General features: G+C 69.2%; 26 protein-coding genes. 9 read left to right on the top strand and 17 right to left on the bottom strand.

Features of this window, described 5'->3' with window-relative positions:
* Positions 1-100 precede the first annotated feature (100 nt).
* The gene (coaA, locus tag ABFX55_RS31270; protein WP_346131325.1) at positions 101-1003 is read left to right on the top strand and encodes a type I pantothenate kinase; all 903 of its coding nucleotides are present in this window, start codon (positions 101-103) and stop codon (positions 1001-1003) included.
* Here coaA and ABFX55_RS31275 read toward each other — a convergent pair.
* The gene (locus tag ABFX55_RS31275) at positions 975-1112 is read right to left on the bottom strand and encodes a hypothetical protein (protein WP_346126298.1); all 138 of its coding nucleotides are present in this window, start codon (positions 1110-1112) and stop codon (positions 975-977) included. The genes coaA and ABFX55_RS31275 overlap by 29 nt on opposite strands.
* Positions 1113-1176: 64 nt before the next feature.
* Here ABFX55_RS31275 and ABFX55_RS31280 point away from each other — a divergent pair, with 64 nt between their 5' ends.
* The 5 genes from ABFX55_RS31280 to ABFX55_RS31300 are packed head-to-tail and all read left to right on the top strand — an operon-like array spanning position 1177 to position 5517.
* Positions 1177-2139, top strand: coding sequence for a DUF389 domain-containing protein (locus ABFX55_RS31280; RefSeq protein ID WP_346126299.1), 963 nt, complete (start codon positions 1177-1179; stop codon positions 2137-2139).
* Positions 2140-2149: 10 nt separating this feature from the next.
* Positions 2150-3043: an ABC transporter ATP-binding protein gene (locus ABFX55_RS31285; protein ID WP_346126300.1), complete on the top strand. Its 894-nt coding sequence runs from the start codon at positions 2150-2152 to the stop codon at positions 3041-3043.
* A complete protein-coding gene (locus tag ABFX55_RS31290; RefSeq protein ID WP_346126301.1) occupies positions 3036-3890 on the top strand; it encodes an ABC transporter permease in 855 nt (284 codons plus the stop codon). Before ABFX55_RS31285 ends, ABFX55_RS31290 begins: the two co-directional genes overlap by 8 nt.
* On the top strand, positions 3887-4801 hold the full coding sequence (locus tag ABFX55_RS31295) for an ABC transporter ATP-binding protein (protein ID WP_346126302.1): 915 nt from the start codon (positions 3887-3889) through the stop codon (positions 4799-4801). The genes ABFX55_RS31290 and ABFX55_RS31295 overlap by 4 nt, the downstream gene beginning before the upstream one ends.
* Positions 4801-5517, top strand: a complete 717-nt coding sequence (locus tag ABFX55_RS31300) for an ABC transporter permease (protein WP_183650808.1) — start codon at positions 4801-4803, stop codon at positions 5515-5517. The genes ABFX55_RS31295 and ABFX55_RS31300 overlap by 1 nt, the downstream gene beginning before the upstream one ends.
* A gap of 67 nt (positions 5518-5584) precedes the next feature.
* Here ABFX55_RS31300 and glmM read toward each other — a convergent pair whose 3' ends face one another.
* Genes glmM through rplM form a run of 3 tightly spaced genes read right to left on the bottom strand, consistent with a single transcriptional unit; the run spans position 5585 to position 7932 of the window.
* Positions 5585-6934, bottom strand: coding sequence for a phosphoglucosamine mutase (gene glmM, locus ABFX55_RS31305; protein ID WP_346126303.1), 1350 nt, complete (start codon positions 6932-6934; stop codon positions 5585-5587).
* A gap of 1 nt (position 6935) precedes the next feature.
* A complete protein-coding gene (gene rpsI, locus ABFX55_RS31310; RefSeq protein WP_346126304.1) occupies positions 6936-7460 on the bottom strand; it encodes a 30S ribosomal protein S9 in 525 nt (174 codons plus the stop codon).
* Between the two features lie 28 nt (positions 7461-7488).
* Positions 7489-7932: a 50S ribosomal protein L13 gene (gene rplM / locus ABFX55_RS31315; protein WP_183650817.1), complete on the bottom strand. Its 444-nt coding sequence runs from the start codon at positions 7930-7932 to the stop codon at positions 7489-7491.
* A gap of 307 nt (positions 7933-8239) precedes the next feature.
* Between rplM and ABFX55_RS31320 the strand changes: the two genes are divergently transcribed.
* The 3 genes from ABFX55_RS31320 (at position 8240) to ABFX55_RS31330 (ending at position 12204) form a co-directional block, all read left to right on the top strand.
* Positions 8240-8995: a CAP domain-containing protein gene (locus ABFX55_RS31320; protein WP_346126305.1), complete on the top strand. Its 756-nt coding sequence runs from the start codon at positions 8240-8242 to the stop codon at positions 8993-8995.
* A 35-nt stretch (positions 8996-9030) separates the two neighbouring features.
* Positions 9031-9834 carry a hypothetical protein gene (locus ABFX55_RS31325; protein ID WP_346126306.1) on the top strand — a complete coding sequence of 268 codons (804 nt, stop codon included), beginning with the start codon at positions 9031-9033 and terminating at the stop codon, positions 9832-9834.
* A gap of 102 nt (positions 9835-9936) precedes the next feature.
* Positions 9937-12204 (top strand): hypothetical protein, encoded by a 2268-nt coding sequence (locus ABFX55_RS31330; RefSeq protein ID WP_346126307.1) that lies wholly within the window; start codon positions 9937-9939, stop codon positions 12202-12204.
* Here ABFX55_RS31330 and truA read toward each other — a convergent pair.
* From truA to map, 13 genes are all read right to left on the bottom strand, one after another.
* Positions 12194-13045: a tRNA pseudouridine(38-40) synthase TruA gene (truA, locus tag ABFX55_RS31335; protein ID WP_346126308.1), complete on the bottom strand. Its 852-nt coding sequence runs from the start codon at positions 13043-13045 to the stop codon at positions 12194-12196. The genes ABFX55_RS31330 and truA overlap by 11 nt on opposite strands.
* Positions 13046-13112: 67 nt before the next feature.
* Positions 13113-13643: a 50S ribosomal protein L17 gene (rplQ, locus tag ABFX55_RS31340; protein ID WP_183650830.1), complete on the bottom strand. Its 531-nt coding sequence runs from the start codon at positions 13641-13643 to the stop codon at positions 13113-13115.
* 90 nt (positions 13644-13733) lie between these two features.
* A complete protein-coding gene (locus ABFX55_RS31345) occupies positions 13734-14750 on the bottom strand; it encodes a DNA-directed RNA polymerase subunit alpha (RefSeq protein WP_183650833.1) in 1017 nt (338 codons plus the stop codon).
* 201 nt (positions 14751-14951) lie between these two features.
* Positions 14952-15578, bottom strand: coding sequence for a 30S ribosomal protein S4 (gene rpsD, locus ABFX55_RS31350; protein ID WP_183650836.1), 627 nt, complete (start codon positions 15576-15578; stop codon positions 14952-14954).
* Positions 15579-15598: 20 nt separating this feature from the next.
* Positions 15599-16003, bottom strand: a complete 405-nt coding sequence (rpsK, locus tag ABFX55_RS31355) for a 30S ribosomal protein S11 (RefSeq protein ID WP_020542285.1) — start codon at positions 16001-16003, stop codon at positions 15599-15601.
* Between the two features lie 45 nt (positions 16004-16048).
* Entirely contained in the window at positions 16049-16429 is a 381-nt protein-coding gene (gene rpsM, locus ABFX55_RS31360; RefSeq protein WP_183650839.1) for a 30S ribosomal protein S13, read from the bottom strand.
* A gap of 191 nt (positions 16430-16620) precedes the next feature.
* Positions 16621-16734: a 50S ribosomal protein L36 gene (gene rpmJ / locus ABFX55_RS31365; RefSeq protein WP_003956441.1), complete on the bottom strand. Its 114-nt coding sequence runs from the start codon at positions 16732-16734 to the stop codon at positions 16621-16623.
* Between the two features lie 25 nt (positions 16735-16759).
* Entirely contained in the window at positions 16760-16981 is a 222-nt protein-coding gene (infA, locus tag ABFX55_RS31370) for a translation initiation factor IF-1 (RefSeq protein ID WP_012887858.1), read from the bottom strand.
* Positions 16982-17177: 196 nt separating this feature from the next.
* Positions 17178-17810, bottom strand: coding sequence for a class F sortase (locus ABFX55_RS31375; protein ID WP_346126309.1), 633 nt, complete (start codon positions 17808-17810; stop codon positions 17178-17180).
* Positions 17811-17845: 35 nt separating this feature from the next.
* Positions 17846-18412, bottom strand: coding sequence for a hypothetical protein (locus tag ABFX55_RS31380; RefSeq protein WP_346126310.1), 567 nt, complete (start codon positions 18410-18412; stop codon positions 17846-17848).
* Positions 18413-18600: 188 nt separating this feature from the next.
* Positions 18601-18999: a hypothetical protein gene (locus ABFX55_RS31385; RefSeq protein WP_346126311.1), complete on the bottom strand. Its 399-nt coding sequence runs from the start codon at positions 18997-18999 to the stop codon at positions 18601-18603.
* Between the two features lie 97 nt (positions 19000-19096).
* Positions 19097-19483, bottom strand: a complete 387-nt coding sequence (locus tag ABFX55_RS31390; RefSeq protein WP_246452036.1) for a DUF1707 SHOCT-like domain-containing protein — start codon at positions 19481-19483, stop codon at positions 19097-19099.
* Positions 19484-19518: 35 nt separating this feature from the next.
* Positions 19519-20325 carry a type I methionyl aminopeptidase gene (map, locus tag ABFX55_RS31395; protein WP_346126312.1) on the bottom strand — a complete coding sequence of 269 codons (807 nt, stop codon included), beginning with the start codon at positions 20323-20325 and terminating at the stop codon, positions 19519-19521.
* Between the last annotated feature and the right edge of the window lie 45 nt (positions 20326-20370).

Raw genomic sequence — 20370 nt, forward strand, 5'->3', positions numbered from 1 at the left:
TTATCCACAGGCTGTGCATGACCGGGTCATGGCCGAGAGCATGCCCCGCCTCCATGCACTCTTGCGCGGTCAATAGGCTTTCAGGGTGAACAACGGCTACGTGGAACTGAGCAGGGAGCAGTGGAGCGAGCTCCGCAAGAACACGCCCTTGACTCTCACCGCAGACGAGCTGGAAGACCTCCGTGGCGTCGACGATCCGATCGACCTGGCCGAGGTCACCGACATCTACCTCCCGTTGACCCGATTGCTGAACCTCCACTTCACCGGGTCCAAGCAGCGCAGCAGCGTGCTGAGCGCCTTCCTCGGCAACGACGGGGAGCGCGTGCCGTACATCCTGGGCATCGCGGGCAGCGTCGCGGTCGGCAAGTCGACCACGGCGCGACTGCTCAGGACCCTGCTGACCAGGTGGCCCGAGCACCCGAACGTCGCGCTGATCACCACCGACAGCTTCCTCTACCCCAACGAGGTGCTGGAGGCCAAGGGCATCATGCACCGCAAGGGCTTCCCCGAGAGCTACGACAGGCGGGCGCTGGTGCGGTTCGTGGCCGAGGTCAAGGCGGGCGGCGCCGAGGTGCACGCGCCCATCTACTCCCACCTGGAGTACGACATCGTCCCCGGCGCGACCCAGGTCGTGAAGAAGCCCGACATCCTCATCATCGAGGGGCTGAACGTCCTGCAGCCCGCCCCGCCCACCGCCCTCGCGGTCAACGACTACTTCGACTTCTCCATTTACGTGGACGCCAAGGTGGAGGACATCCGCAACTGGTACGTCCACCGCTTCCACCAGCTGCGCCGTACCGCCTTCGAGGACCCCAAGTCGTACTTCAAGCACATCGCCGAACTCTCTGAGGAGCAGGCCACCGCCTTCGCCAAGAACGTCTGGCGCGACATCAACGAGCGCAACCTCGTCGACAACATCCTGCCCACCAGGGGACGCGCGGGCCTCGTGCTGCAGAAGGGCCCCGACCACGCCATCAGGCGGGTACGGCTGCGCCGTACCTGACCAGCTCCAGCTCCTCCGCCACGAAGGCCGCGAACCGGCCGTGGCACCCGAGATCGTCGATGTCGGCGAACCAGCACGGCTCGCCCTCCTCGTGACAGCAGATCGTCATGGAGGGCAGCCTGCAGGGCCCCCGTCAACGCGCGGTCAAAAACGAATAGACGACAATGGGCGGCGTGCTCCATCTGCGACTCATCAGTCCCTCGGCCCGCACGGACGAAGTCGTCAGTGTCCTCGAGGACTGCACAGGCGTGACCAACATCGCCGTCGTCGAGGGCGCGGCGCGCGAGCCGCGCGGCGACCTGATCTTCTGCGACATGGCGCGCGAGGCCGCCAACGAGGTCATCGACAGGGTCAGGTGGCTGGAGCACGAGGGCTCGATCGCGGTCGAGCACATCGACCTGTCGATCTCGCAGGCCGCCGCCGAGGCGGAGGAGCAGGCCCCCGGCGACGGCGACGACGCCGTGGTGTGGGCCGAGCTGGCCCAGCGCGTCGATGACGACCTGCGCCTCACCTGGGCCTACCTCGCCTTCATCGCCATCGCCACCCAGCTCGCCGGCATCGGCGTCGTCACCAACTCCCTGGTGCTGATCGTCGGCGCGATGGTCCTCGGGCCCGAGTTCGGCGCGATCGCGGCCGCCTGCTTCGGCCTGCTGACCGGCCGCTTCCGTCTGGTCGGCAGGGCGCTCAGGATCCTCGCGATCGGTTTCGCCGTGGGGATCGCGATCACCTTCGCGTGCGCGCTGGTCTCGAGGGGCTTCGGCTGGATCGACCACGACTCCCTCGACATCGGCCACGAAGAGGTCCAGTTCATCGTCAAGCCCGACAGGTGGTCCTTCATCGTCGCGCTGCTCGCGGGCGCGGCCGGCGTGCTGTCCGTCACCGCGGGCAAGTCCTCCGCCCTGGTCGGCGTCTTCATCTCGGTCACCACCATCCCCGCCGCCGGATACGCCGCCGTCGCGATGGCCCTCGGCGACTGGCCGGAGGTGGGCGGGTCGGCGCTGCAACTGTTCGTCAACATCGCGGGCATGGTCATCTCCGGCACGGCCGTGCTGTACCTCCAGCGCACGATCTGGCCCCAGGGGATGAGCCGCGGTTCGTCCGCTCGAACGAGGCCGCAGGGCGGGCTTCGCGGGTAGTGTCCGGATCATGCACATCCTCGCGACCGAGGGGCTGACCCAACGCTTCCCCACGGTGACCGCGCTGGACCAGCTCTCCGTCACGGTCGAAGCGGGCGTCACCGGCCTCGTGGGCGCCAACGGAGCGGGCAAGTCCACGCTGATCAAGATCCTGCTCGGCCTCCTGCCCCAGACCGCGGGCAGGGCTGAGGTGTTCGGCCTCGACGTCGTCACCCAGGGCCCGCAGATCCGCGCTCTCGTCGGCTACATGCCCGAGCACGACTGCCTGCCGCCCGACGTGTCCGCGACCGAGCTGGTCGTCCACCTCGCGCAGATCTCCGGGCTGCCGCGCACCGCCGCCCGCGAGCGCGCCGCCGACGTGCTGCGCCACGTCGGCCTGTACGAGGAGCGCTACCGCGCCATCGGCGGCTACTCCACCGGCATGAAGCAGCGCGTCAAGCTCGCGCAGGCGCTCGTCCACGACCCGCAGCTGGTCTTCCTCGACGAGCCGACCAACGGCCTCGACCCGCAGGGCCGCGACGAGATGCTCACGCTGATCAGGCGCATCGGCACCGAGTTCGGCATCAGCGTCCTGGTCACCTCCCACCTGCTCGGCGAGCTCGAACGCGTCTGCGACCACGTCATCGTCATCGACGGCGGCCGTCTGCTGCGCTCCAGCGCCATCACCGAGTTCACCCAGAGCACCCAGATCCTCACCGTCGAGGTCGAGGAGGGCGCCGAGCCGCTGGCGGCCAGGCTGGCCGAGCTCGGGCAGTCCGTCACCGCCCACGGCCGCGGCCTGCTGGTGCAGGTCGACGGCCCCGAGACCTACGACACCATCCGCGACGCCGTGTGCGACCTGGACCTGTGCCTCATCCGCCTCGAGCAGGGCAGGCAGCGAATCGAGGACGTGTTCCGTGTCTGAGATCTACGACATCGGCTACCGCCACTACGAGGGGCCTCGGCTGGGCCGCGCCCACGCCGTGCGCGCGCTGATCACCCAGAACCTGCGCAGCATCTTCGGCCTGGGCCGCAGGGCCCGCAGCAAGCTGATGCCGTTCCTGCTGGCCGCCTCCATGCTGCTGCTGCCCGTCGTGTCGATCGCGATGATGGCGATGCTCGGGCGCAACGACATCGGCTACACCAACTACCCGGTCATCATGCAGGCCGTGATCGCGATCTTCCTGGCGTCGCAGTCGCCCACGATCACCGCGCCCGACCTGCGCTTCAAGGTGCTCCCGCTGTACCTGTCGCGGCCGGTCTCGACGCTCGACTACGTCGCCGCCAAGGTGGTGGCGATGACCACCGCGCTGTTCGCGCTGGTCGCCCTGCCGCTGACGGTGATGTACGCGGGCGAGCTGCTGGTCGACCCGCCGGGCCCTCCGCACACCAAGGAGTACGTCGCGGGGCTCGTCACCGCGCTGCTGCTGGCGCTGCTGCTGTCGACCTTCGGCCTCGCGCTGGCCTCCTTCACCCCGCGCCGCGGCCTGGGCGTCGCCTCGGTCATCGCGGTCTACCTGCTCGCCTCCGCCGTCTCGACCGTGCTGTTCGCGACCTTCGAGTCGATGGGACGCGCCGACGTGGCCCAGTGGGCGTGGCTGGTCAACCCGTTCTTCCTGGTCGACTCGGTGCAGTCGTGGCTGTTCGGCACCACCCCCGCCAACGGCTACACCTACCCGGCGGGCGTCTTCTCCGCGCTCCTGCTCGCCGCGCTGCTCGGCCTGAGCCTGACGGCGTTCATCCTCCGCTACCGGAAGGCGGCCTCCCGGTGAAGATCGAGCTATCCCAGGTCTCACGCTGGTACGGCAACGTCGTGGCCGTCAACGACATCTCCATGACCATCGGCCCCGGCGTCACAGGGCTGCTCGGGCCCAACGGCGCGGGCAAGTCGACGCTGCTGCACATGATGGCGGGCTTCCTGGCCGCCTCGGGCGGCACGGTCACCCTCGACGGCACGCCGACCTGGAAGAACCACCAGATCTACCGCCACATCGGGCTGGTGCCCGAGCGCGAGGGCGTCTACGGCTTCCTGACCGGCTGGCAGTTCGTGCTGTCGGCGGCCAAGCTCCACGGCCTGCCCTCACCCGAGGACGCCGCCACCAAGGCGCTGGCCATGGTCGAGATGGAGCCCGCGCGCGACCGCCGCGTCGAGACCTACTCCAAGGGCATGAAGCAGCGCGTCAAGGTTGCCGCCGCCCTCGTCCACGACCCCCAGGTGCTCCTGCTCGACGAGCCCTTCAACGGCATGGACCCACGCCAGCGGATGCACCTCATGGACCTCATCAAGTCCATGGGCACCGCGGGCAAGACCATCCTGTTCAGCTCGCACATCCTGGAGGAGGTCGAGCGCGTCGCCCAGCACATCGAGGTCGTGGTGGCGGGACGGCACGCCGCCTCCGGCGACTTCCGCGAGATCCGCCGCCTGATGACCGACAGGCCGCACCTGTTCAGGATCCGCTCCAGCGACGACAGGAAGCTGGCCGCCGCACTGATCGTGGACCGGTCGGCGGGCGGCGTCACCCTCACGCCCAACGGCCTCGAGGTCCAGGCGACGGAGTTCCGCCGCTTCGCCTGGCTGCTGCCGCGCGTCGCCCGTCACGAGGGCGTCCACCTGCACCAGGTCTCCCCCGCCGACGAGGACCTGGAGAGCGTCTTCGCCTACCTGATCACGAGGAGCTCGTAGTGAACGGCGTCGTAGCGGGCATCACCTACCGCGCGGTCCTCGGCCGCCGCCGCATCCTGCTGCTCATCCTGCTCCCGCTCGGCCTCGTGGGCCTGGCGGTGCTGCTGCGGCTGGTCGGCAGCGCGGACGAGCGCTCGGCCGTCACGCTCATGCAGAGCTTCGCCATCGGCACCATGCTGCCGCTGCTCGGACTGATAGCAGGCACCGGGGTCATCGCGCCGGAGATCGACGACGGCACCGTGCTGCACCTGCTGTCCAAGCCGATCTCTCGGCCCGTCATCGCCCAGACCAAGTTCGCGGTCGCCGCCTCGCTGCTGGCCCTCTTCGCCGCCCTGCCGACCTTCGTGGCGGCCTGGCTGCTGGTCGGAGGAGAGTCGGGCATCGCCACCGGCTTCACCGTCGGCGCGCTGTGCGGGGGGATCGCCTACGCGGCGCTCTTCCTGCTGCTGGGCGTCGTCACCAGGCACGCGGTCACCATCGGGATCATCTACGCGCTGGTGTGGGAGGGCCTGATCGGCAACTTCGTGCCGGGGGCCAGGCAGTTCTCCGTCCAGCAGTGGGCTCGCTCGATCGCCGACCAGCTCAGCTCCTCGCCGTTCCTGGCGACCGACGTGAAGCTGAGCTTCGCCGTGCCCGCGCTGATCGTCGTCACGGTCGGCGGGGTGCTGTGGGCGGGCCAGCGCCTGCGCGCCTACTCCCTGACCGGCGACGAATAGGCCGCGTGCCCAGAAAGAAAAGAGAGGTACGGCACCGGCGTGCCGTACCTCTCTTCGTGCAGAACCCTCAGACGCAGGCCGTGCGGACCACGTCGGCGAGCTGACCGGCGACCCTGCTGGCCTGCTCCTCCGACGAGGCCTCGACCATCACCCTGATCATCGGCTCGGTGCCGCTGGGCCTGATGAGCACGCGGCCCGTCTCGCCCAGCTCCGCCTCGGCCGCGGCGACGGCCTCGGACAGCTGCGGAGCCGCCGCCTTGCCCCTGTCGACGTCCTTGACGTTGATCAGGATCTGCGGCAGCGCCGTCATCACCGAGGCGAGATCGCGCAGCGACCTGCCCGTCCTCGCCACCACTGACAGCAGGTGCAGCGAGGTCAGCAGGCCGTCGCCCGTGGTCGCGTGGTCGAGCAGGATCACGTGACCCGACTGCTCGCCACCCAGGTTGTAGCCCTCGGCCTTCATCGCCTCCAGCACGTAGCGGTCGCCGACCGCGGTCTGGATGACGTTGATGCCGGCCTCACGCATGGCCAGCTTGAAGCCCAGGTTCGACATCACGGTCGCGACCACGGTGTCGCGGGTCAGGCGACCTTCGGCGTGCATGGCCAGCGCCAGGATGGCCATGATCTGGTCGCCGTCGATCACCGCGCCCTTGTGGTCGACCGCGAGGCAGCGGTCGGCGTCGCCGTCGTAGGCGATGCCGAGGTCGGCGCCGCGCGAGATGACGACCTGCTGCAGCTTGTCCAGGTGGGTGGAGCCGCAGCCCGCGTTGATGTTGAGCCCGTCGGGACGCGCGCCGATGGCCTCGACCTGCGCGCCCGCGCGCAGCAGCGCTTCGGGCGCCACCACGCTGGCCGCGCCGTTGGCGCAGTCGACGACGATGTTGAGCCCGTCGAGCCTGCCGTCGACGGTGTCGAGCAGGTGCGAGATGTAGCGGTCGGCCTCGCCGTACGCCTCGCGCACCCGGCCGACCCCCGAACCCACGGGACGGTCCCACCGCTCGCCGAGCCGGCGCTCGATCTCGTCCTCGACCGTGTCGGACAGCTTGAAGCCGCCGCGGGCCAGGAACTTGATGCCGTTGTCGGGCGCGGGGTTGTGGGAGGCCGACAGCATGACGCCGAGATCGGCGCCGAGCGCGGCCGTGAGATGGGCGACGGCTGGGGTGGGCAGCACGCCGAGGCGCAGCACATCCACCCCGGACGACGCGAGGCCGGCGACCACCGCGGCCTCCAGGAATTCACCTGAAGCGCGGGGGTCCCGGCCTACGACCGCCACAGGCCTCTTGTGGCCTGTGGCGGTGAAAGCGCCTGCATCGCCGAGGACATGAGCCGCCGCGACCGAAAGGTCCATGGCGAGCTCGGCCGTGAGGTCGCGACCAGCGACCCCACGTACCCCGTCGGTGCCGAAAAGGCGCCCCAATTTAGCGCTTGCTGTACTGCGGAGCCTTGCGGGCCTTCTTGAGGCCGTACTTCTTCCGCTCCGTGGCGCGAGCGTCACGGGTGAGGAAGCCGGCCTTCTTCAGCGGCGGACGGTTGTTCTCGACGTCGAGAACGGCCAGCGCGCGGGACAGGCCCATGCGCAGGGCACCGGCCTGGCCGGTGACGCCGCCGCCGTCGATGCGGGCGATGATGTCGAAGGCCTCCTCGGCACCGAGCACCACGAAGGGCTCGTTGACGATCTGCTGGTGGACCTTGTTCGGGAAGTAGGTGTCAAGCGAACGACCGTTGATCGTCCACTTGCCGGTGCCGGGGACGATGCGCACGCGGGCGATCGCCTCCTTGCGGCGGCCGGTGCCGTACGAGTTGCCCGTGGTGACGGGCTTGCGCACGGGAGCGTCAGCGCTGGCAGCGGACTCGGTGGTGTACTCGGACGGGAACTCCTCAGGGGAGAAGTCCTCCTGCTCGGCCTCGATCACGGCCGTCTCGACACCGGTGGGCTCAGCCACGGTTCTCCTCTAAATCTTTCGCGAACTACTACTGGGCGATCTGGGTGATCTCGAACGGCACGGGCTGCTGGGCCGAGTGCGGGTGCTCGGACCCGGCGTAGACCTTCAGCTTCTTGGCCATCTTCCGGCCAAGAGCGTTCTTGGGGAGCATGCCCTTGACGGCCTTCTCGACGGCGCGGTCGGGCCGCTTCTCCATCAGCTCGCCGTAGGTCACGGAACGCAGACCGCCCGGGTAGCCCGAGTGGCGGTAGGCCTTCTTCTGCTCGAGCTTGTTGCCGCTCAGCGCAATCTTGTCGGCGTTGATGACGATGACGAAGTCACCGGTGTCGACGTGGTTTGCGAAGATCGGCTTGTGCTTACCGCGGAGCAGGGTCGCGACGTGGCTGGCCAGCCGGCCCAGCACCACGTCGGTAGCGTCGATGACGTACCACTGACGCTGGACGTCGGCGGGCTTCGGTGTGTACGTGCGCACGGTCGTAGCCTTCTTTAATAGCGTCTTCGGCGCTGTCGGATGCGACAGCTCTATGGTCGGTCGGTGCGGGCGCACGACAGCCCGGACCTTCCGTCTCCAGCAGATGGGAGATGACGCCGGACGCGCCGCGCATCGGTCACTGACGGACCGACTCGCATACAACGAACGCTTAGGTTACCGCCACTCCATGACATGGGTCAAAACGAGCGGGGTCACCTCGGCACAGTCTACCTGCGGCACGGTTCTGTTTCGGTTCGCGGCATCCCCTTCTCCAGGAATATCTGACGTCCCTATCGTTGACTGCGGTATGTGGCAGACCCCTCACACCCGGCACACCCAGCCGAGTTCCCGGCGCCGGAACCTCCTGGGGCTGCTGGGCTGCCTGCTTGCCGTCCTGTTCGCGGGCGTGCTCATCGGCAGGCTCTCGGTCAGCCCCCTCGACGCGTCCGACCAGGTCTACCTGAACAACACCGCGCCGCCGTCCGCGAGCACGCAGGCCACCTCTCCCACGCCCTCCGCCTCCCCCTCGGCCAAGCGGCCCCGCGCCCACGTCGAGAGCCGCGCGCGCCGCACCGCCAAGCCGTCGGCCAGGCCCTCCACGACGGCCTCGAAGCTGACAGAGGTTCCAGGAGAGCTTCCGGGCGATCCCACCCAGGTGCTCGGTTCACCGCTGATCGAGGTCTCCTCCTCGATGGCCACGCAGGTCGTCAAGCTCACCAACGCCGCCCGCGCCCGCAAGGGCTGCCGTCCCCTGCGGGTCGACAGGCGGCTGACCAGTTCGGCGCGCGCTCACTCCCTGGAGATGGCCCAGTCGGGCGTCTTCTCCCACGACTCCCCCGACGGCGCCTCCCCGTGGAACCGCATGGAGCGCGCCGGATACCGCGACGGCGCCGCCGAGAACATCGGCCGCGGCTACGTCAGCGCCAGAGAGGCGGTGAGCGGCTGGATGGCCAGCCCCGAGCACCGCCGCAACCTCCTGCACTGCGGCTACCGCGCGATCGGGGTCGGTGTCGTGGCGGGCCCAGGAGGCCCCTGGTGGACACAGGACTTCGGCTTCTCGTGACCTCGCCCACGGTCAAGCCCGGCTAATCTCGGCGCATGGGTTCCGCCAAGAAGACCGAAGAAACCCCCTCCCAGCCGCGCAGGGCGATGTGGAGCCCCTATGACGAGGGCCCCCGCTCAAGGACGCCGCTGTGGTTCGCCCTCGGTGGCCTCGCCGTCCTCGCGGCGCTGGTGGCCGGTCTCGTGATGATGTGGAACACGAAGGGCCCCGATCCCACGGCCGACCCCGCGCAGCGCGCGAGCGCGCCCCCCGTGGCGGCGCCCGTCGTGCCCGCCGACAAGTACGGCTACGCCTCCGCCCGCGAGACCGACCCGCAGTCGCTCACGCAGAAGGAGCTGTTCCCGAAGAAGAAGTTCACGGCCGAGGGGCGCTCGTACGAGATCACCATCCTCAAGACGGACAAGAAGTGCGCCGACGCGGCCGAGGGCGACAAGCTCGACAAGGCGCTCAAGTCCGGTAAGTGCACGCAGCTCGTGCGGGCCACCTTCAAGGACAAGACCGGCAAGGTCGTCGGCACGGTCGGCGTCGCCAACCTCGTCGACAGCAAGGCCGCGGCCAAGGTGGCCGCCTCCGTGCGGACCAAGGGCGAGAGCAAGATCTTCGTGAAGCCGCTGGCCGGCACCGACACCGTCACCAAGTTCATCGGCGCGGGCGAGGCCAGCGTCCACGTGGCCACCCACGGCCACTACGCGGTCATGCTGTACGTCCAGTTCAAGGACGGCCACAAGCCCACCAAGAAGGACGCCAGGCAGCTCTCGCAGGCCAGTGCCGACGTGACCAAGGCGACCGTCTATCGCGCGCTCGACTCACGTTCGCTCAGCGGCCGCAGGGCGAGCTGAAACCGGTCAGTCACCACCTAAGGCCGACAAAGCACCCCGCAGATCAGGGCGAGAACGCCCATACGGGCATGCCGATCTCCTGACTATGGTTAGGCTCCCCCTATGCGTGGCCAGGAATCTGGGTCTGAGCACGAGCGCGAGACGGACGGCTCGGCCGCACCGGCGACGCCACCGCCGAGTTTCGGCAGGCCGGCGGTGCGGACCGAGCCGAACGTCTCCCCGGCCTACCCTGGGGGCTCCTACCACCCGTCGCACGGCGACGCGCTGGCCGAGCCCCCTTTCGCCGACTTCTCCGGCCAGGTCGCCGACCCCGGCGCGGCGGGCGCGAGGCCGCCCATCCCCGTCTACCAGGGGCCGCCGCCCGACCTTCCCTCACCGGAGCCCATCCCCGACTTCCCCCCGCCTGGCGCCGATCTCCCCTCGCAGGGGGGCGGGGTCCCCCTGAGCGGAGACGACGCCACGGCCGAGCACGCGCGGCAGGGGCTGCCGCTGAACGCCAGGCCGCTGCCGGCCTTCCCAGGGGTGCCTGCCGAGTCGTGGTCGAAGTCCGCGCAGCCGTGGGAGCACGGCACGGACGACGCCCGGCCGTACGACTGGTTCGCCGATCCCGAGCCCGACGCCGATCCGTCGTGGCCCGACCCCCAGCAGCCCGGGTCCCAGCAGCCGGTCTCCCAGCAAACCGCGTCGCAGCAGCCCGCATCCCAGCAACCTGCGTCACAGCCCGCCTCGCCGCAGCCCGCCCAGCAGGCGCCGCATCAGCCGAACGGGCAGTGGGGCGGCCCCGCCGAGGGCCCGCGGGACGACTCGCCATGGGCTCCCTCACCCGCGGCGTGGCAGCAGGGCCTCGAACCGGTCGTGCCGGGCGCGCCGCCCTGGCAGCCCCCTCCCGGCTTCACCGCCGCCGCAGCGGGGATGAAGGTCTGGCCCTCGCCCTCCGACGACGTCCCCGCCATCCCGCCATGGCCCGCCGCCACCGGTGAGCCCATCGACGACGCCAACGGCGACGACGAACCGCTCGACCCGTCCATGACGGTCCCCTTCGCGCACAGCGCCGAGCCTGGCGACGTCCCCGTGTGGCCTCCGCTGCCCCCGGGAGAGGAGCCAGACGACGACCGCATCCCCGACCTGCCGTTCGACAGTTCGACATGGGGGCGGCCCAAGGACAGCGACACCCCAGCCGACGTCCTCGACGACGTTCCGGCTCCGCCCGTCACCGGCGAGGAGAACGCCTTCCCTTCAGACGCGAAGGACCCCGACCCGCGGCCCGAGGCCGAAGGCCCCGCCCGCTTCCACGGAGCCATCCCGCTGCCCCCAGGCGAGGCCGCTCCCGCCCCGCCCGACGGCGCGTCTGCCCCGCAGGCCGCCCCCGCGTCCGGCGCGCAACCGCCGGCGCCCATCAGCCCCGGGCAGGAGCCGTCCGCGCAAGGATCACCCGCGCAGGGCGCGCTCACAGGGCCGCCGTCCGGGCCGCAGCAGGGGCCGCCCGCCGGGCCGCCCATAGGGCCGCCCATGGGTGGCGGCCCGTCAGGGTCGGCCGGCTCGCCCGGCACGCCCGTGGCCGAACTGCCGACGCCGCCGCACGGCGCGCCGATGGCGCCCTTCGACCCCTTCTCGCCGATGCCCCCCGGCGGTCTCCTCCCGCAACCCGAGCCCCCTGCCAAGGCGGGCAACGGCAAGAAGGCCCTGTTCGCCACCCTCGGCGTGCTGATCGTGGCGGGGGTGGCCACCGGCGGTTTCTTCGCCTACAGGTCGATGAGCGCCGACAGGCCCGCTGACGCGGGCGTGGGCCCCACCGCCCAGCCGTCCGTGTCGGCCGCCCCCGGTGACGCCGCGGGGAGCAGCTCCCTGCTCGACTCCGAGGGCAGCGACCCGGAGAAGATGTCGGTCAACGAGGCCTTCCCCGACAAGAAGATCGAGGTGGGCGGGCGCGTCTACACGCGCGTCAAGGTCAACATGGCCGACGACTGCAAGGCGGCGGCCACCGGGCCCTTCGCCACCGCGCTGCAGGACAAGAAGTGCAGCCGCGTGCTGAGGGCCACCTACGTCGACAGCAAGAAGCGCTACGCGATCACCACGGGCATCGCCGTCCTGCCCACCAAGGAGGCGGCGGCGGAGGCCGACCAGGCGAAGGACCTCGGCAAGAACCTCTGGTTCCGTCCGCTGCCGGGCTCGGCCTCCAGCGGCGCCGACCGTGTGCACATCGCGGGCGGCTACGCGGCGGGGCTGCTGTGGGGGCGCTACATCGTCTTCAGCTACGCCACCTACGCCGACGGGCACACGCCGACCGCCAAGGAGAAGGGGCTGGACACGGTCAGCGGCGCCTTCCGCGACCACACCTCACTGGTGCTGGAGCGCAGGATCACTGAGTGAGCGTGCGGACCCGCCGCGTCGCGGCCGCCCTGGCGGCCAGCTCCGCGGGCGGCGGGTAGCCGACCTCCTCCAGGCACAGGCCGTGCGCGGGCGCCACGTGCACCCCCGAGTCCCGTACGGCTCCCGCCAGCACCTGCGCGGGCCACTCGCGTGGCCGCCTGCCGTCGCCCACGGCCAGCAGGCACCCCACCAGCGCCCTGACCATCGAGTGGCAGAACGCGTCGGCCACCACGGTCGCCTCGAGGACGCCTTCGGCCGTCCGCACCCAGTCGAGCCGCTGCAGCTCCCTGATCGTGGTGGCGCCCTCGCGCTTCTTGCAGAAGGCGGCGAAGTCGTGCTCGCCGAGCAGGTGCGCGGCTCCGGCGATCATCGCGTCGAGGTCGAGGGGGCGCAGGTGCCACACGATCTCCCCGCGCCGCAGCGGATCGACGCCGCCAGGCGCGTCCTGCACGCGGTAGACGTAGCGCCTCGAGAGCGCGGAGAAGCGGGCGTCGAAGCCCTCAGGAGCCACGCTGACGCGATGGACCCGCACATCCGGCGGCAGGACGCCCGCCAGCCTTCGCAGGAGCGCAGGGAGCCGCTCATCGACGCTCGAGGGCTGCGGGTCGCGGACCAGCTCGTCGAACGACGCCTCGGGCAGGTCGACGTGGGCGACCTGCCCTCGCGCGTGGACGCCCGCGTCCGTCCTGCCCGCCACGGTGAGCGAGACCGCGTCGCCGAGCCGCAGGATCGTGCCCAGCGCGTCTTCCAACTCGCCCTGCACCGTGCGCCGTCCCGGCTGGCGCGCCCATCCTGAGAAGTCCGCGCCGTCGTAGCCGAGGTCGAGGCGGAGCCGTACCACGATCACCCTCCTGGAAACGGGGAAGGCCCGGCACCCCGAGGGGTGCCGGGCCCATGGGCCTGAAGGATCAGGCCTCGTCCTTCTTCGCCTCGGCGGGGGCCTCGGTGGCCTCCGCCTTCTCGGCGGACTCCTCGGTCTCGGCCTCGGCGGGAGCCTCGGTCGTCTCCTCGACGACCTCGTCCTTCGCCTCGGCGGGAGCGGCGGCGGCCGGAGCCGTGCGCGCGACGCTGACCTGGTTCAGAGCCTCGGTCACCAGCTCGATGACCGCCATGGGCGCGTTGTCGCCCTTGCGGTTGCCGATCTTGGTGATGCGGGTGTAGCCACCGGGACGCTCGGCGAAGGTCACCGCGATCTCGGTGAAGAGGTGGTGGACGACGCCCTTGTCCTTGACGACGGTCAGCACCTGGCGACGGTTGTGGATGTCGCCCTTCTTGGCCTTGGTGATCAGGCGCTCCGCCAGCGGGCGGACGCGCTTGGCCTTGGTCACGGTGGTGGTGATGCGGCCGTGGCGGAACAGGTCCGTGGCGAGGTTCGCCAGGATCAGCCGCTCGTGAGCCGGGCTGCCGCCAAGACGTGCACCCTTGGTGGGCTTGGGCATTGCGTTCTCCTTGAGAGTGAACCCGCCCCGGCCGTGTCAGGTACCGGAGTCGGGCCGCCAGGCCCCCGTGAGGAGGCCCGCGATGATCTTCTAGTACTGCTCGGTCTCGACGTACGCGCTGTCGTCGTCGTCGTAGCCACCGCCGGCCACCGCGCTCGGGTCGAACCCGGGCGGGGAGTCCTTGAGCGCCAGCGACATCTCGTGCAGCTTCTGCTTGACCTCTTCGATCGACTTGGCGCCGAAATTCCTTATATCGAGCAGGTCCTGCTCGCTGCGGGCCACGAGCTCACCCACGGTGTGGATGCCCTCGCGCTTGAGGCAGTTGTAGGAACGGACCGTGAGGTTGAGCTCCTCGATCGGCAGCGCCAGGTCGGCGGCCAGCGCCGCGTCCGTCGGCGACGGGCCGATGTCGATGCCCTCGGCCTCGACGTTGAGCTCGCGGGCCAGGCCGAACAGCTCGACGAGGGTCTTGCCCGCCGAGGCCACCGCGTCGCGGGGCTTCATGGCGGCCTTGGTCTCGACGTCGAGGATCAGCCTGTCGAAGTCGGTGCGCTGCTCGACACGGGTCGCCTCGACCTTGTAGGTGACCTTGAGCACCGGCGAGTAGATCGAGTCGATCGGGATGCGGCCGATCTCCTGGCCCGGCTGCTTGTTCTGCGCGGCGGAGACGTAGCCGCGACCGCGCTCGACGGTCAGCTCCATCTCCAGCTTCGCCTTGCCGTTCAGCGTGGCGATGCGCAGCTCGGGGTTGTGCACCTCGACACCGGCAGGGGGCGCGATGTCGGCGGCGGTGACCTCACCCGGGCCCTGCTTGCGCAGGTACATCACGACCGGCTCGTCGTGCTCGGAGGAGACGACCAGCTCCTTGAGGTTCAGGATGATGTCGGTGACGTCTTCCTTCACACCCGGAACGGTCGAGAACTCGTGCAGCACGCCCTCGATGCGGATGCTCGTCACGGCCGCGCCAGGAATGGACGACAGCAGCGTGCGACGCAGCGAGTTGCCGATGGTGTAGCCGAAGCCCGGCTCCAGCGGCTCGATGATGAACTTGGACCGGGTCTCGTCGATCGACTCTTCGAGAAGAGTCGGACGCTGAGCGATCAGCATTTCTTCGGGTCTCCCCTTGTCGTGCGGCGCCCGCTATATGACGCCACTCCGATGAACAGCCTAAATGGGATACGGCATGCCGTACCCCATTTGTGCCCTCTCGGGGCCAGGGAACCCTGGCCTTCGAGACAGCTCCCCGGACCTGAACGGCCCGGGGCAGGTCTCGCGAGGCCCGGTGAACCGGGCGCCCGCAGCGAGCTCTTACTTGGAGTAGAGCTCGACGATCAGCTGCTCCTGGACCTGGGTGTCGATCTGCTGGCGAACCGGCAGCTGGTGAACCAGGACGCGGAGCTTCTCCGGCACGACGCCCAGCCAGGCCGGGACCGTCTTGTCGCCCGCGGTCGCCTTGGCGACCTCGTAAGGCAGCAGATTGGCGGCCTTCTCGCGGACCTCGACGATGTCGTGCTCGCGCACGCGGTACGACGGGATGTCGACCTTCTTGCCGTTCACCAGGATGTGTCCGTGACGGACCTGCTGGCGAGCGGCGTCGCGCGACTGGGCGAAACCGGCGCGGTAGACCACGTTGTCGAGACGGCTCTCCAGGATCTGGAGAAGGTTCTCGCCGGTCTTGCCGCCCTTCTTGTTGGCTTCCTCGTAGTAGTTGCGGAACTGCTTCTCGAGGACGCCGTAGATGCGGCGGGTCTTCTGCTTCTCACGAAGCTGGAGCTGGTACTCAGACTCCTTGGGACGACCGCGACCGTGCTCACCCGGGGGGTAAGGACGGATTTCGATGGGGCACTTCGCGGACTCACACTTGCTGCCCTTGAGGAAGAGCTTGGTCTTCTCGCGACGGCAGAGCTTGCAGTCCGCACCCGTGTAACGAGCCATTTCTCAATATCTCCTGGGTGTCAGACGCGGCGGCGCTTCGGCGGACGGCAGCCGTTGTGCGGAACCGGGGTCACGTCCTGGATGGAGCCGACCTCGAGGCCCGTCGCCTGCAGCGAACGGATCGCGGTCTCACGGCCGGAGCCGGGGCCCTTCACGAAGACGTCGACCTTGCGCATGCCGTGCTCCATGGCGCGGCGGGCGGCGTTCTCCGCAGCCATCTGCGCGGCGAACGGGGTGGACTTACGGGAGCCCTTGAAACCCACGTGGCCCGCGCTGGCCCAGGAGATCACGTTCCCGTTCGGGTCGGTGATCGAAACGATCGTGTTGTTGAACGTGCTCTTGATGTGGGCGTGCCCGTGAGCGACGTTCTTCTTTTCCTTGCGGCGCACCTTCTTGGGCGCACCCTGGCGGCTCTTAGGAGGCATTCTTTGCCTTCACTCCTGAGTTCATCGGTCCCGCGGCTGCGAGGACTACTTCTTACCGGGCTTCTTCTTGCCGGCGACGGTCTTCTTCTTGCCCTTACGGGTACGCGCGTTGGTCTGGGTGCGCTGGCCGTGGACGGGAAGACCCTTCCGGTGCCTGATGCCCTGGTAGCAACCGATTTCGATCTTGCGGCGGATGTCGGCCTGAACCTCGCGGCGCAGGTCACCCTCGATCTTGTAGTTCGCCTCGATGTAGTCACGCATCGGGACGAGCTCAGCGTCGCTCAGCTGGTGAACGCGAAGGTCACCGCTGACGCCGGTGGCCTGGAGGATCTCCAGAGCGCGGGTGCGGCCGATTCCGTAAATGTAGGTGAGAGCGATCTCCAGCCGCTTTTCGCGGGGGAGGTCGACGCCAACCAGGCGAGCCATGGTCGGGCATTCTCCTTCACTGTGGCGGAGGTCTTGCGCCTCACTCCCCTCCCCATGCCCGGGGTGAGGGCCTCGGCCTCCGACCGAGGGTGTCCCGCCCGGAGGCGGGTGTGAAACGCGATTACTGATTCAGGCTTCTCATGCGTCGAGCCCGCACCCTCGAGGGGCGGACTCGGAAAAGCCTTCGCGACCTAGCCCTGACGCTGCTTGTGGCGCAGGTTGTCGCAGATCACCATGACACGACCGTGCCGGCGGATCACCTTGCACTTGTCGCAGATCTTCTTAACGCTCGGCTTAACCTTCATAGTCCTTCGTGATTCCTCAGACGTTTTACTTGTATCGGTAGACGATCCGCCCACGACTGAGGTCGTAAGGGCTCAGTTCCACGACTACCCGGTCGTCCGGCAGGATTCGGATGTAGTGCATCCGCATCCGTCCGCTGATGTGGGCCAGGACCTTATGGCCGTTGTCGAGTTGCACCCTGAACATCGCGTTCGGGAGCGACTCAACCACAGTGCCCTCGATCTCGATGGCGCCGTCTTTCTTGGCCATGTCCCTCGCGTTTCACTGATCGGTCGTCTGAGGTTTCGGTTCACTAAGCAGCCGCGGCCATCCGCATCGAATGAGAGCGGCGGTCTGCAGGACCGCCAACACAGGATGGCCATAGTGAGCCGACTAAGGAGTGTACGACACCCGGGCACAAAATGCGAAACGCATGCCAGGTGTCCTGACACAACCATGCTCCAGGCTACCTCAGGTCCGACACTGCGTACGCCGCCCGGTAGACCGCGTGCACGATGAGATTGTCGGTGTACGACCCGTGAATCCGGTCAAAGGCCCCGCCACAGGTCACCAGCACCAGCTTGCGCTCGCGTGTCGCCCCGTAGACCTCGTCGGCGGGGAAGCTCGACTTGGGAGTGCGCTCAAGCCGCTCGACGGAGAACACCGCCACAGTACCGTCCGCCCTGACCGCGGCGACCGTGTCGCCCCTGCGCAGCTCCGACAGCCTCGCGAAGACCGCGGGCCCCGTCCTGGTGTCGAGATGGCCCACGATGACCGCCGACCCTCTCTCGCCCGGCGTGGGGCCGCCGCCGTACCAGCCGGCGATGTTGGCGTGGTCGAGCGGGGGCACGGCGAGCCGCCCGTCGTCGGCCACGCCCAGCACCACGAGCGGAGCCTTGACCCCGAGCCGCGGGATGAGGACGTGCGTCGGCTCTGCCCTCTCCGGCTCCCCCGCCAGCGGCGTGGGCCAGGGGTCACGCGCCGTGGACGCGCTCGGCGCCGGCGCCTCCGCCACAGGGCGCGGCGACGCCTCGACGGGCATGCAGCCCGCCGAGGCCAGAAGCGTGAGCGCGACGATGACGTGTCCACCCGGCCCCATCGGCCGCCGACACGCGGGGCCGGGTGGACACGTGTTCATGGGGCGCCGTCTCGTCCAGGACGACGCCTTCTCCTGACGAGGGCCGCGGCGGTGCCCGCCACCGCCATGAGGACGGCGAGCGCGCCCGCCAGCCACGGCTCGCGAGACGAGTGCGCGCTGGCCTGCTGCGCCGACTCCGCGCCCGTGGCGAGCCCTCCGCCGCCGGTGTCAGGCCCGGAGGTCGGGTGCCGGGAGGCGCGCTGGACCACCCTGAAGTAGCCCGTCGCGTCCTCGTTCGCGCACCGCACCGCCACCGCGTACTGGCTCGGGTACACGCCGCTCGGCAGCGTGGTCGTGCCGAGCATCCGGCCGTTCCTGAGCGAGAGGGGCACGCTGTATCCGGGGAAGGCCCTGGACACCGCCGTGACGTTGGCCGACTTCGTGCAGGCGTTGGTGGTGATCGTCACCTGACTGCCGGGCTGGGCCGGGTTCGGCGTCATGGAGACGTACTCCTCGTCCTTGCCCGCCTGGTCCTGCGGAGGGGAGCCGGCTGTCAGCGCTCCGGTCGCCACCGCCGTAAGCGTGACCCGCGCCAGCAGACCGGAGTACCGCCCCAGGCCCATCGTCCCCCCAATGCGACGGTTTCCCTCGTCAAAGATCACCTACCCGGCCCGATAACCGCCAACTATCACCAGCGGTAAAGACTGCGTCTATTGCCTGTCGTACCAGGACAGAGGAACAGCGAAGGCCCGCCGGTGACCAGGTCACCGGCGGGCCTTCTACGTCAGAACCCCCCTGAAACACCCCAGGGTTAGTAGATGCGGAACTTCTTGCCGCAGTTGTCGAACTTCGAGGAGCCCCAGCAGGTGTAGGTGTAGATCTTCTTGATCCCCTTGCCGCTCCACGAGCCGCTGTGCTTGCCGTCCCAGCCCTGGCTGAACTTGTTCCAGTGGCCGCCCTTGTAGTACTCGAACCAGACGTAGCCGCGCTTGCCGCCGAACTTGTCCACGCCGTGCCACTGCGTGTAGACCTTGCCGTGCGATTTGAAGGTCTTGCCGAAGGTGTAGGCCTTGCCGTCGCTGGAGAAGTACTTGCCCCATCCGCCGGTCGAGGCGCTCGCCTCGACGGTGGCGGCCTGGGCGGCGGGGGCGATGGCCAGGCCGGTGGCGACCGAGCCTGCGAGGGCGGCTGCTACGAGAAACTTGCGCATTTTCTTCCTCCTGTGAGCGATGTACGACTCACGTTAGGGAGATCGCGCCAGGCCTTCCGCGCACAAATCCACACAGTGCACTAGTGCACAGATAGCCCTATTTCTTGCCCCCGAAGATGGTGCTCACCAGCAACAGCGCGCCCCACGGCCCCGCCACCCACATCGGCCAGAAGTAGCCGCCGAAGTCGGTCAGCAGCCAGATCACCGACGTCACCGCGACGGCGGAGGCCCACGCCCCCCATGCGCCCTTCATCCCCGGGTGCAGGCCCGCGGGGGCGGGGCTCGGGGCGGGAATGCGAGCGGGCTGGGCGCGCAGGTCGACCTCGGGAAGGTCGGCCGTCACCCTGGCCAGTTCGCCGTAGGTCTTGCTCGCGTAGACCTGTTCCAGCCGTTCGTTGAACTCGTCGACCGTGATGCGTCCCTGCGCCGTGTGCTCGCGGAGGATGGCGGCCACCCGATCGCGGTCGACGTCCGATGCACGCATTTCGGGGCTCTGCGCCATCCCCATCACTCCCGCCGTCAGTTCAGCTGCGACAGGCGCTCTTTGCCCCCATCGAGGGCGGTTAGCACCCAAGGACCATTATGTGTCACGGCGACGCTGTGCTCGAAGTGCGCGGAGGCCCTACCGTCGATCGTCACGACGGTCCAGTCGTCGTCCAGCACGCGGGTGCGCGGCGTGCCGAGGTTGACCATGGGCTCGATCGCGAGGCACATGCCCGCCTCCAGCGCGGGGCCGCGGCCGGGCTTGCCGTGGTTGGCCACCCAGGGGTCCATGTGCATCTCGGTGCCGATGCCGTGCCCGCCGTACTCCTGGGGGATGCCGTAGCGCCCCTGCGAGCGGACGTACTTCTCGACCTCGTAGCCGATGTCGGACAGGTGGCGCCCGACGGTCAGCGCGGCGATGCCGTGCCACATCGACTCCTCCGTCACCCGCATCAGCTCGGTGAGCGCCGGCGAGACCTCACCCACAGGTACGGTCACCGCCGAGTCCCCGTGCCACCCCTCGAGGATCGCCCCGCAGTCGATGGAGATGATGTCGCCCTCGCGCAGCTTGCGCTCGTTGGAGGGGATGCCGTGCACGACCTCGTGGTTGACCGAGGCGCAGATGGTCGCGGGGAAGCCCTGGTAGCCCTTGAAGGAGGGGATCGCCCCCTCGCTCCTGATCGCCTTCTCCGCGATCGCGTCGAGGTCGAGCGGCGTCATGCCCGGCTCGACCGAGCGCCTCAGCAGTTCCAGCGTGCGCCCGACCACCAGACCGGCCGCGCGCATCTTCTCCAGCTGCTCGGGCGACTTGATCTGGATTCCATGCCTGTTCTTCTTGAACAAGTTCGACACCCCCCAGGGTGGTTCAACGGGCGAACACCGGAGCCC

Source organism: Nonomuraea roseola (genome assembly GCF_039535395.1).
Taxonomy (GTDB): Bacteria; Actinomycetota; Actinomycetes; order Streptosporangiales; family Streptosporangiaceae; genus Nonomuraea; species Nonomuraea roseola.

What these genes read in the sequence shown, in the direction of transcription:
- ABFX55_RS31275 (WP_346126298.1), bottom strand. Translation starts at nt 1,112, where the DNA reads ATGACGATCTGCTGTCACGAGGAGGGCGAGCCGTGCTGGTTCGCCGAC.
- ABFX55_RS31285 (WP_346126300.1), top strand. Translation starts at nt 2,150, where the DNA reads ATGCACATCCTCGCGACCGAGGGGCTGACCCAACGCTTCCCCACGGTG.
- ABFX55_RS31320 (WP_346126305.1), top strand. Translation starts at nt 8,240, where the DNA reads ATGTGGCAGACCCCTCACACCCGGCACACCCAGCCGAGTTCCCGGCGC.
- ABFX55_RS31325 (WP_346126306.1), top strand. Translation starts at nt 9,031, where the DNA reads ATGGGTTCCGCCAAGAAGACCGAAGAAACCCCCTCCCAGCCGCGCAGG.
- ABFX55_RS31330 (WP_346126307.1), top strand. Translation starts at nt 9,937, where the DNA reads ATGCGTGGCCAGGAATCTGGGTCTGAGCACGAGCGCGAGACGGACGGC.
- rplQ (WP_183650830.1), bottom strand. Translation starts at nt 13,643, where the DNA reads ATGCCCAAGCCCACCAAGGGTGCACGTCTTGGCGGCAGCCCGGCTCAC.
- ABFX55_RS31345 (WP_183650833.1), bottom strand. Translation starts at nt 14,750, where the DNA reads ATGCTGATCGCTCAGCGTCCGACTCTTCTCGAAGAGTCGATCGACGAG.
- rpsD (WP_183650836.1), bottom strand. Translation starts at nt 15,578, where the DNA reads ATGGCTCGTTACACGGGTGCGGACTGCAAGCTCTGCCGTCGCGAGAAG.
- rpsK (WP_020542285.1), bottom strand. Translation starts at nt 16,003, where the DNA reads ATGCCTCCTAAGAGCCGCCAGGGTGCGCCCAAGAAGGTGCGCCGCAAG.
- rpsM (WP_183650839.1), bottom strand. Translation starts at nt 16,429, where the DNA reads ATGGCTCGCCTGGTTGGCGTCGACCTCCCCCGCGAAAAGCGGCTGGAG.
- rpmJ (WP_003956441.1), bottom strand. Translation starts at nt 16,734, where the DNA reads ATGAAGGTTAAGCCGAGCGTTAAGAAGATCTGCGACAAGTGCAAGGTG.
- infA (WP_012887858.1), bottom strand. Translation starts at nt 16,981, where the DNA reads ATGGCCAAGAAAGACGGCGCCATCGAGATCGAGGGCACTGTGGTTGAG.
- ABFX55_RS31375 (WP_346126309.1), bottom strand. Translation starts at nt 17,810, where the DNA reads ATGGGGCCGGGTGGACACGTCATCGTCGCGCTCACGCTTCTGGCCTCG.
- ABFX55_RS31380 (WP_346126310.1), bottom strand. Translation starts at nt 18,412, where the DNA reads ATGGGCCTGGGGCGGTACTCCGGTCTGCTGGCGCGGGTCACGCTTACG.
- ABFX55_RS31385 (WP_346126311.1), bottom strand. Translation starts at nt 18,999, where the DNA reads ATGCGCAAGTTTCTCGTAGCAGCCGCCCTCGCAGGCTCGGTCGCCACC.
- ABFX55_RS31390 (WP_246452036.1), bottom strand. Translation starts at nt 19,483, where the DNA reads ATGCGTGCATCGGACGTCGACCGCGATCGGGTGGCCGCCATCCTCCGC.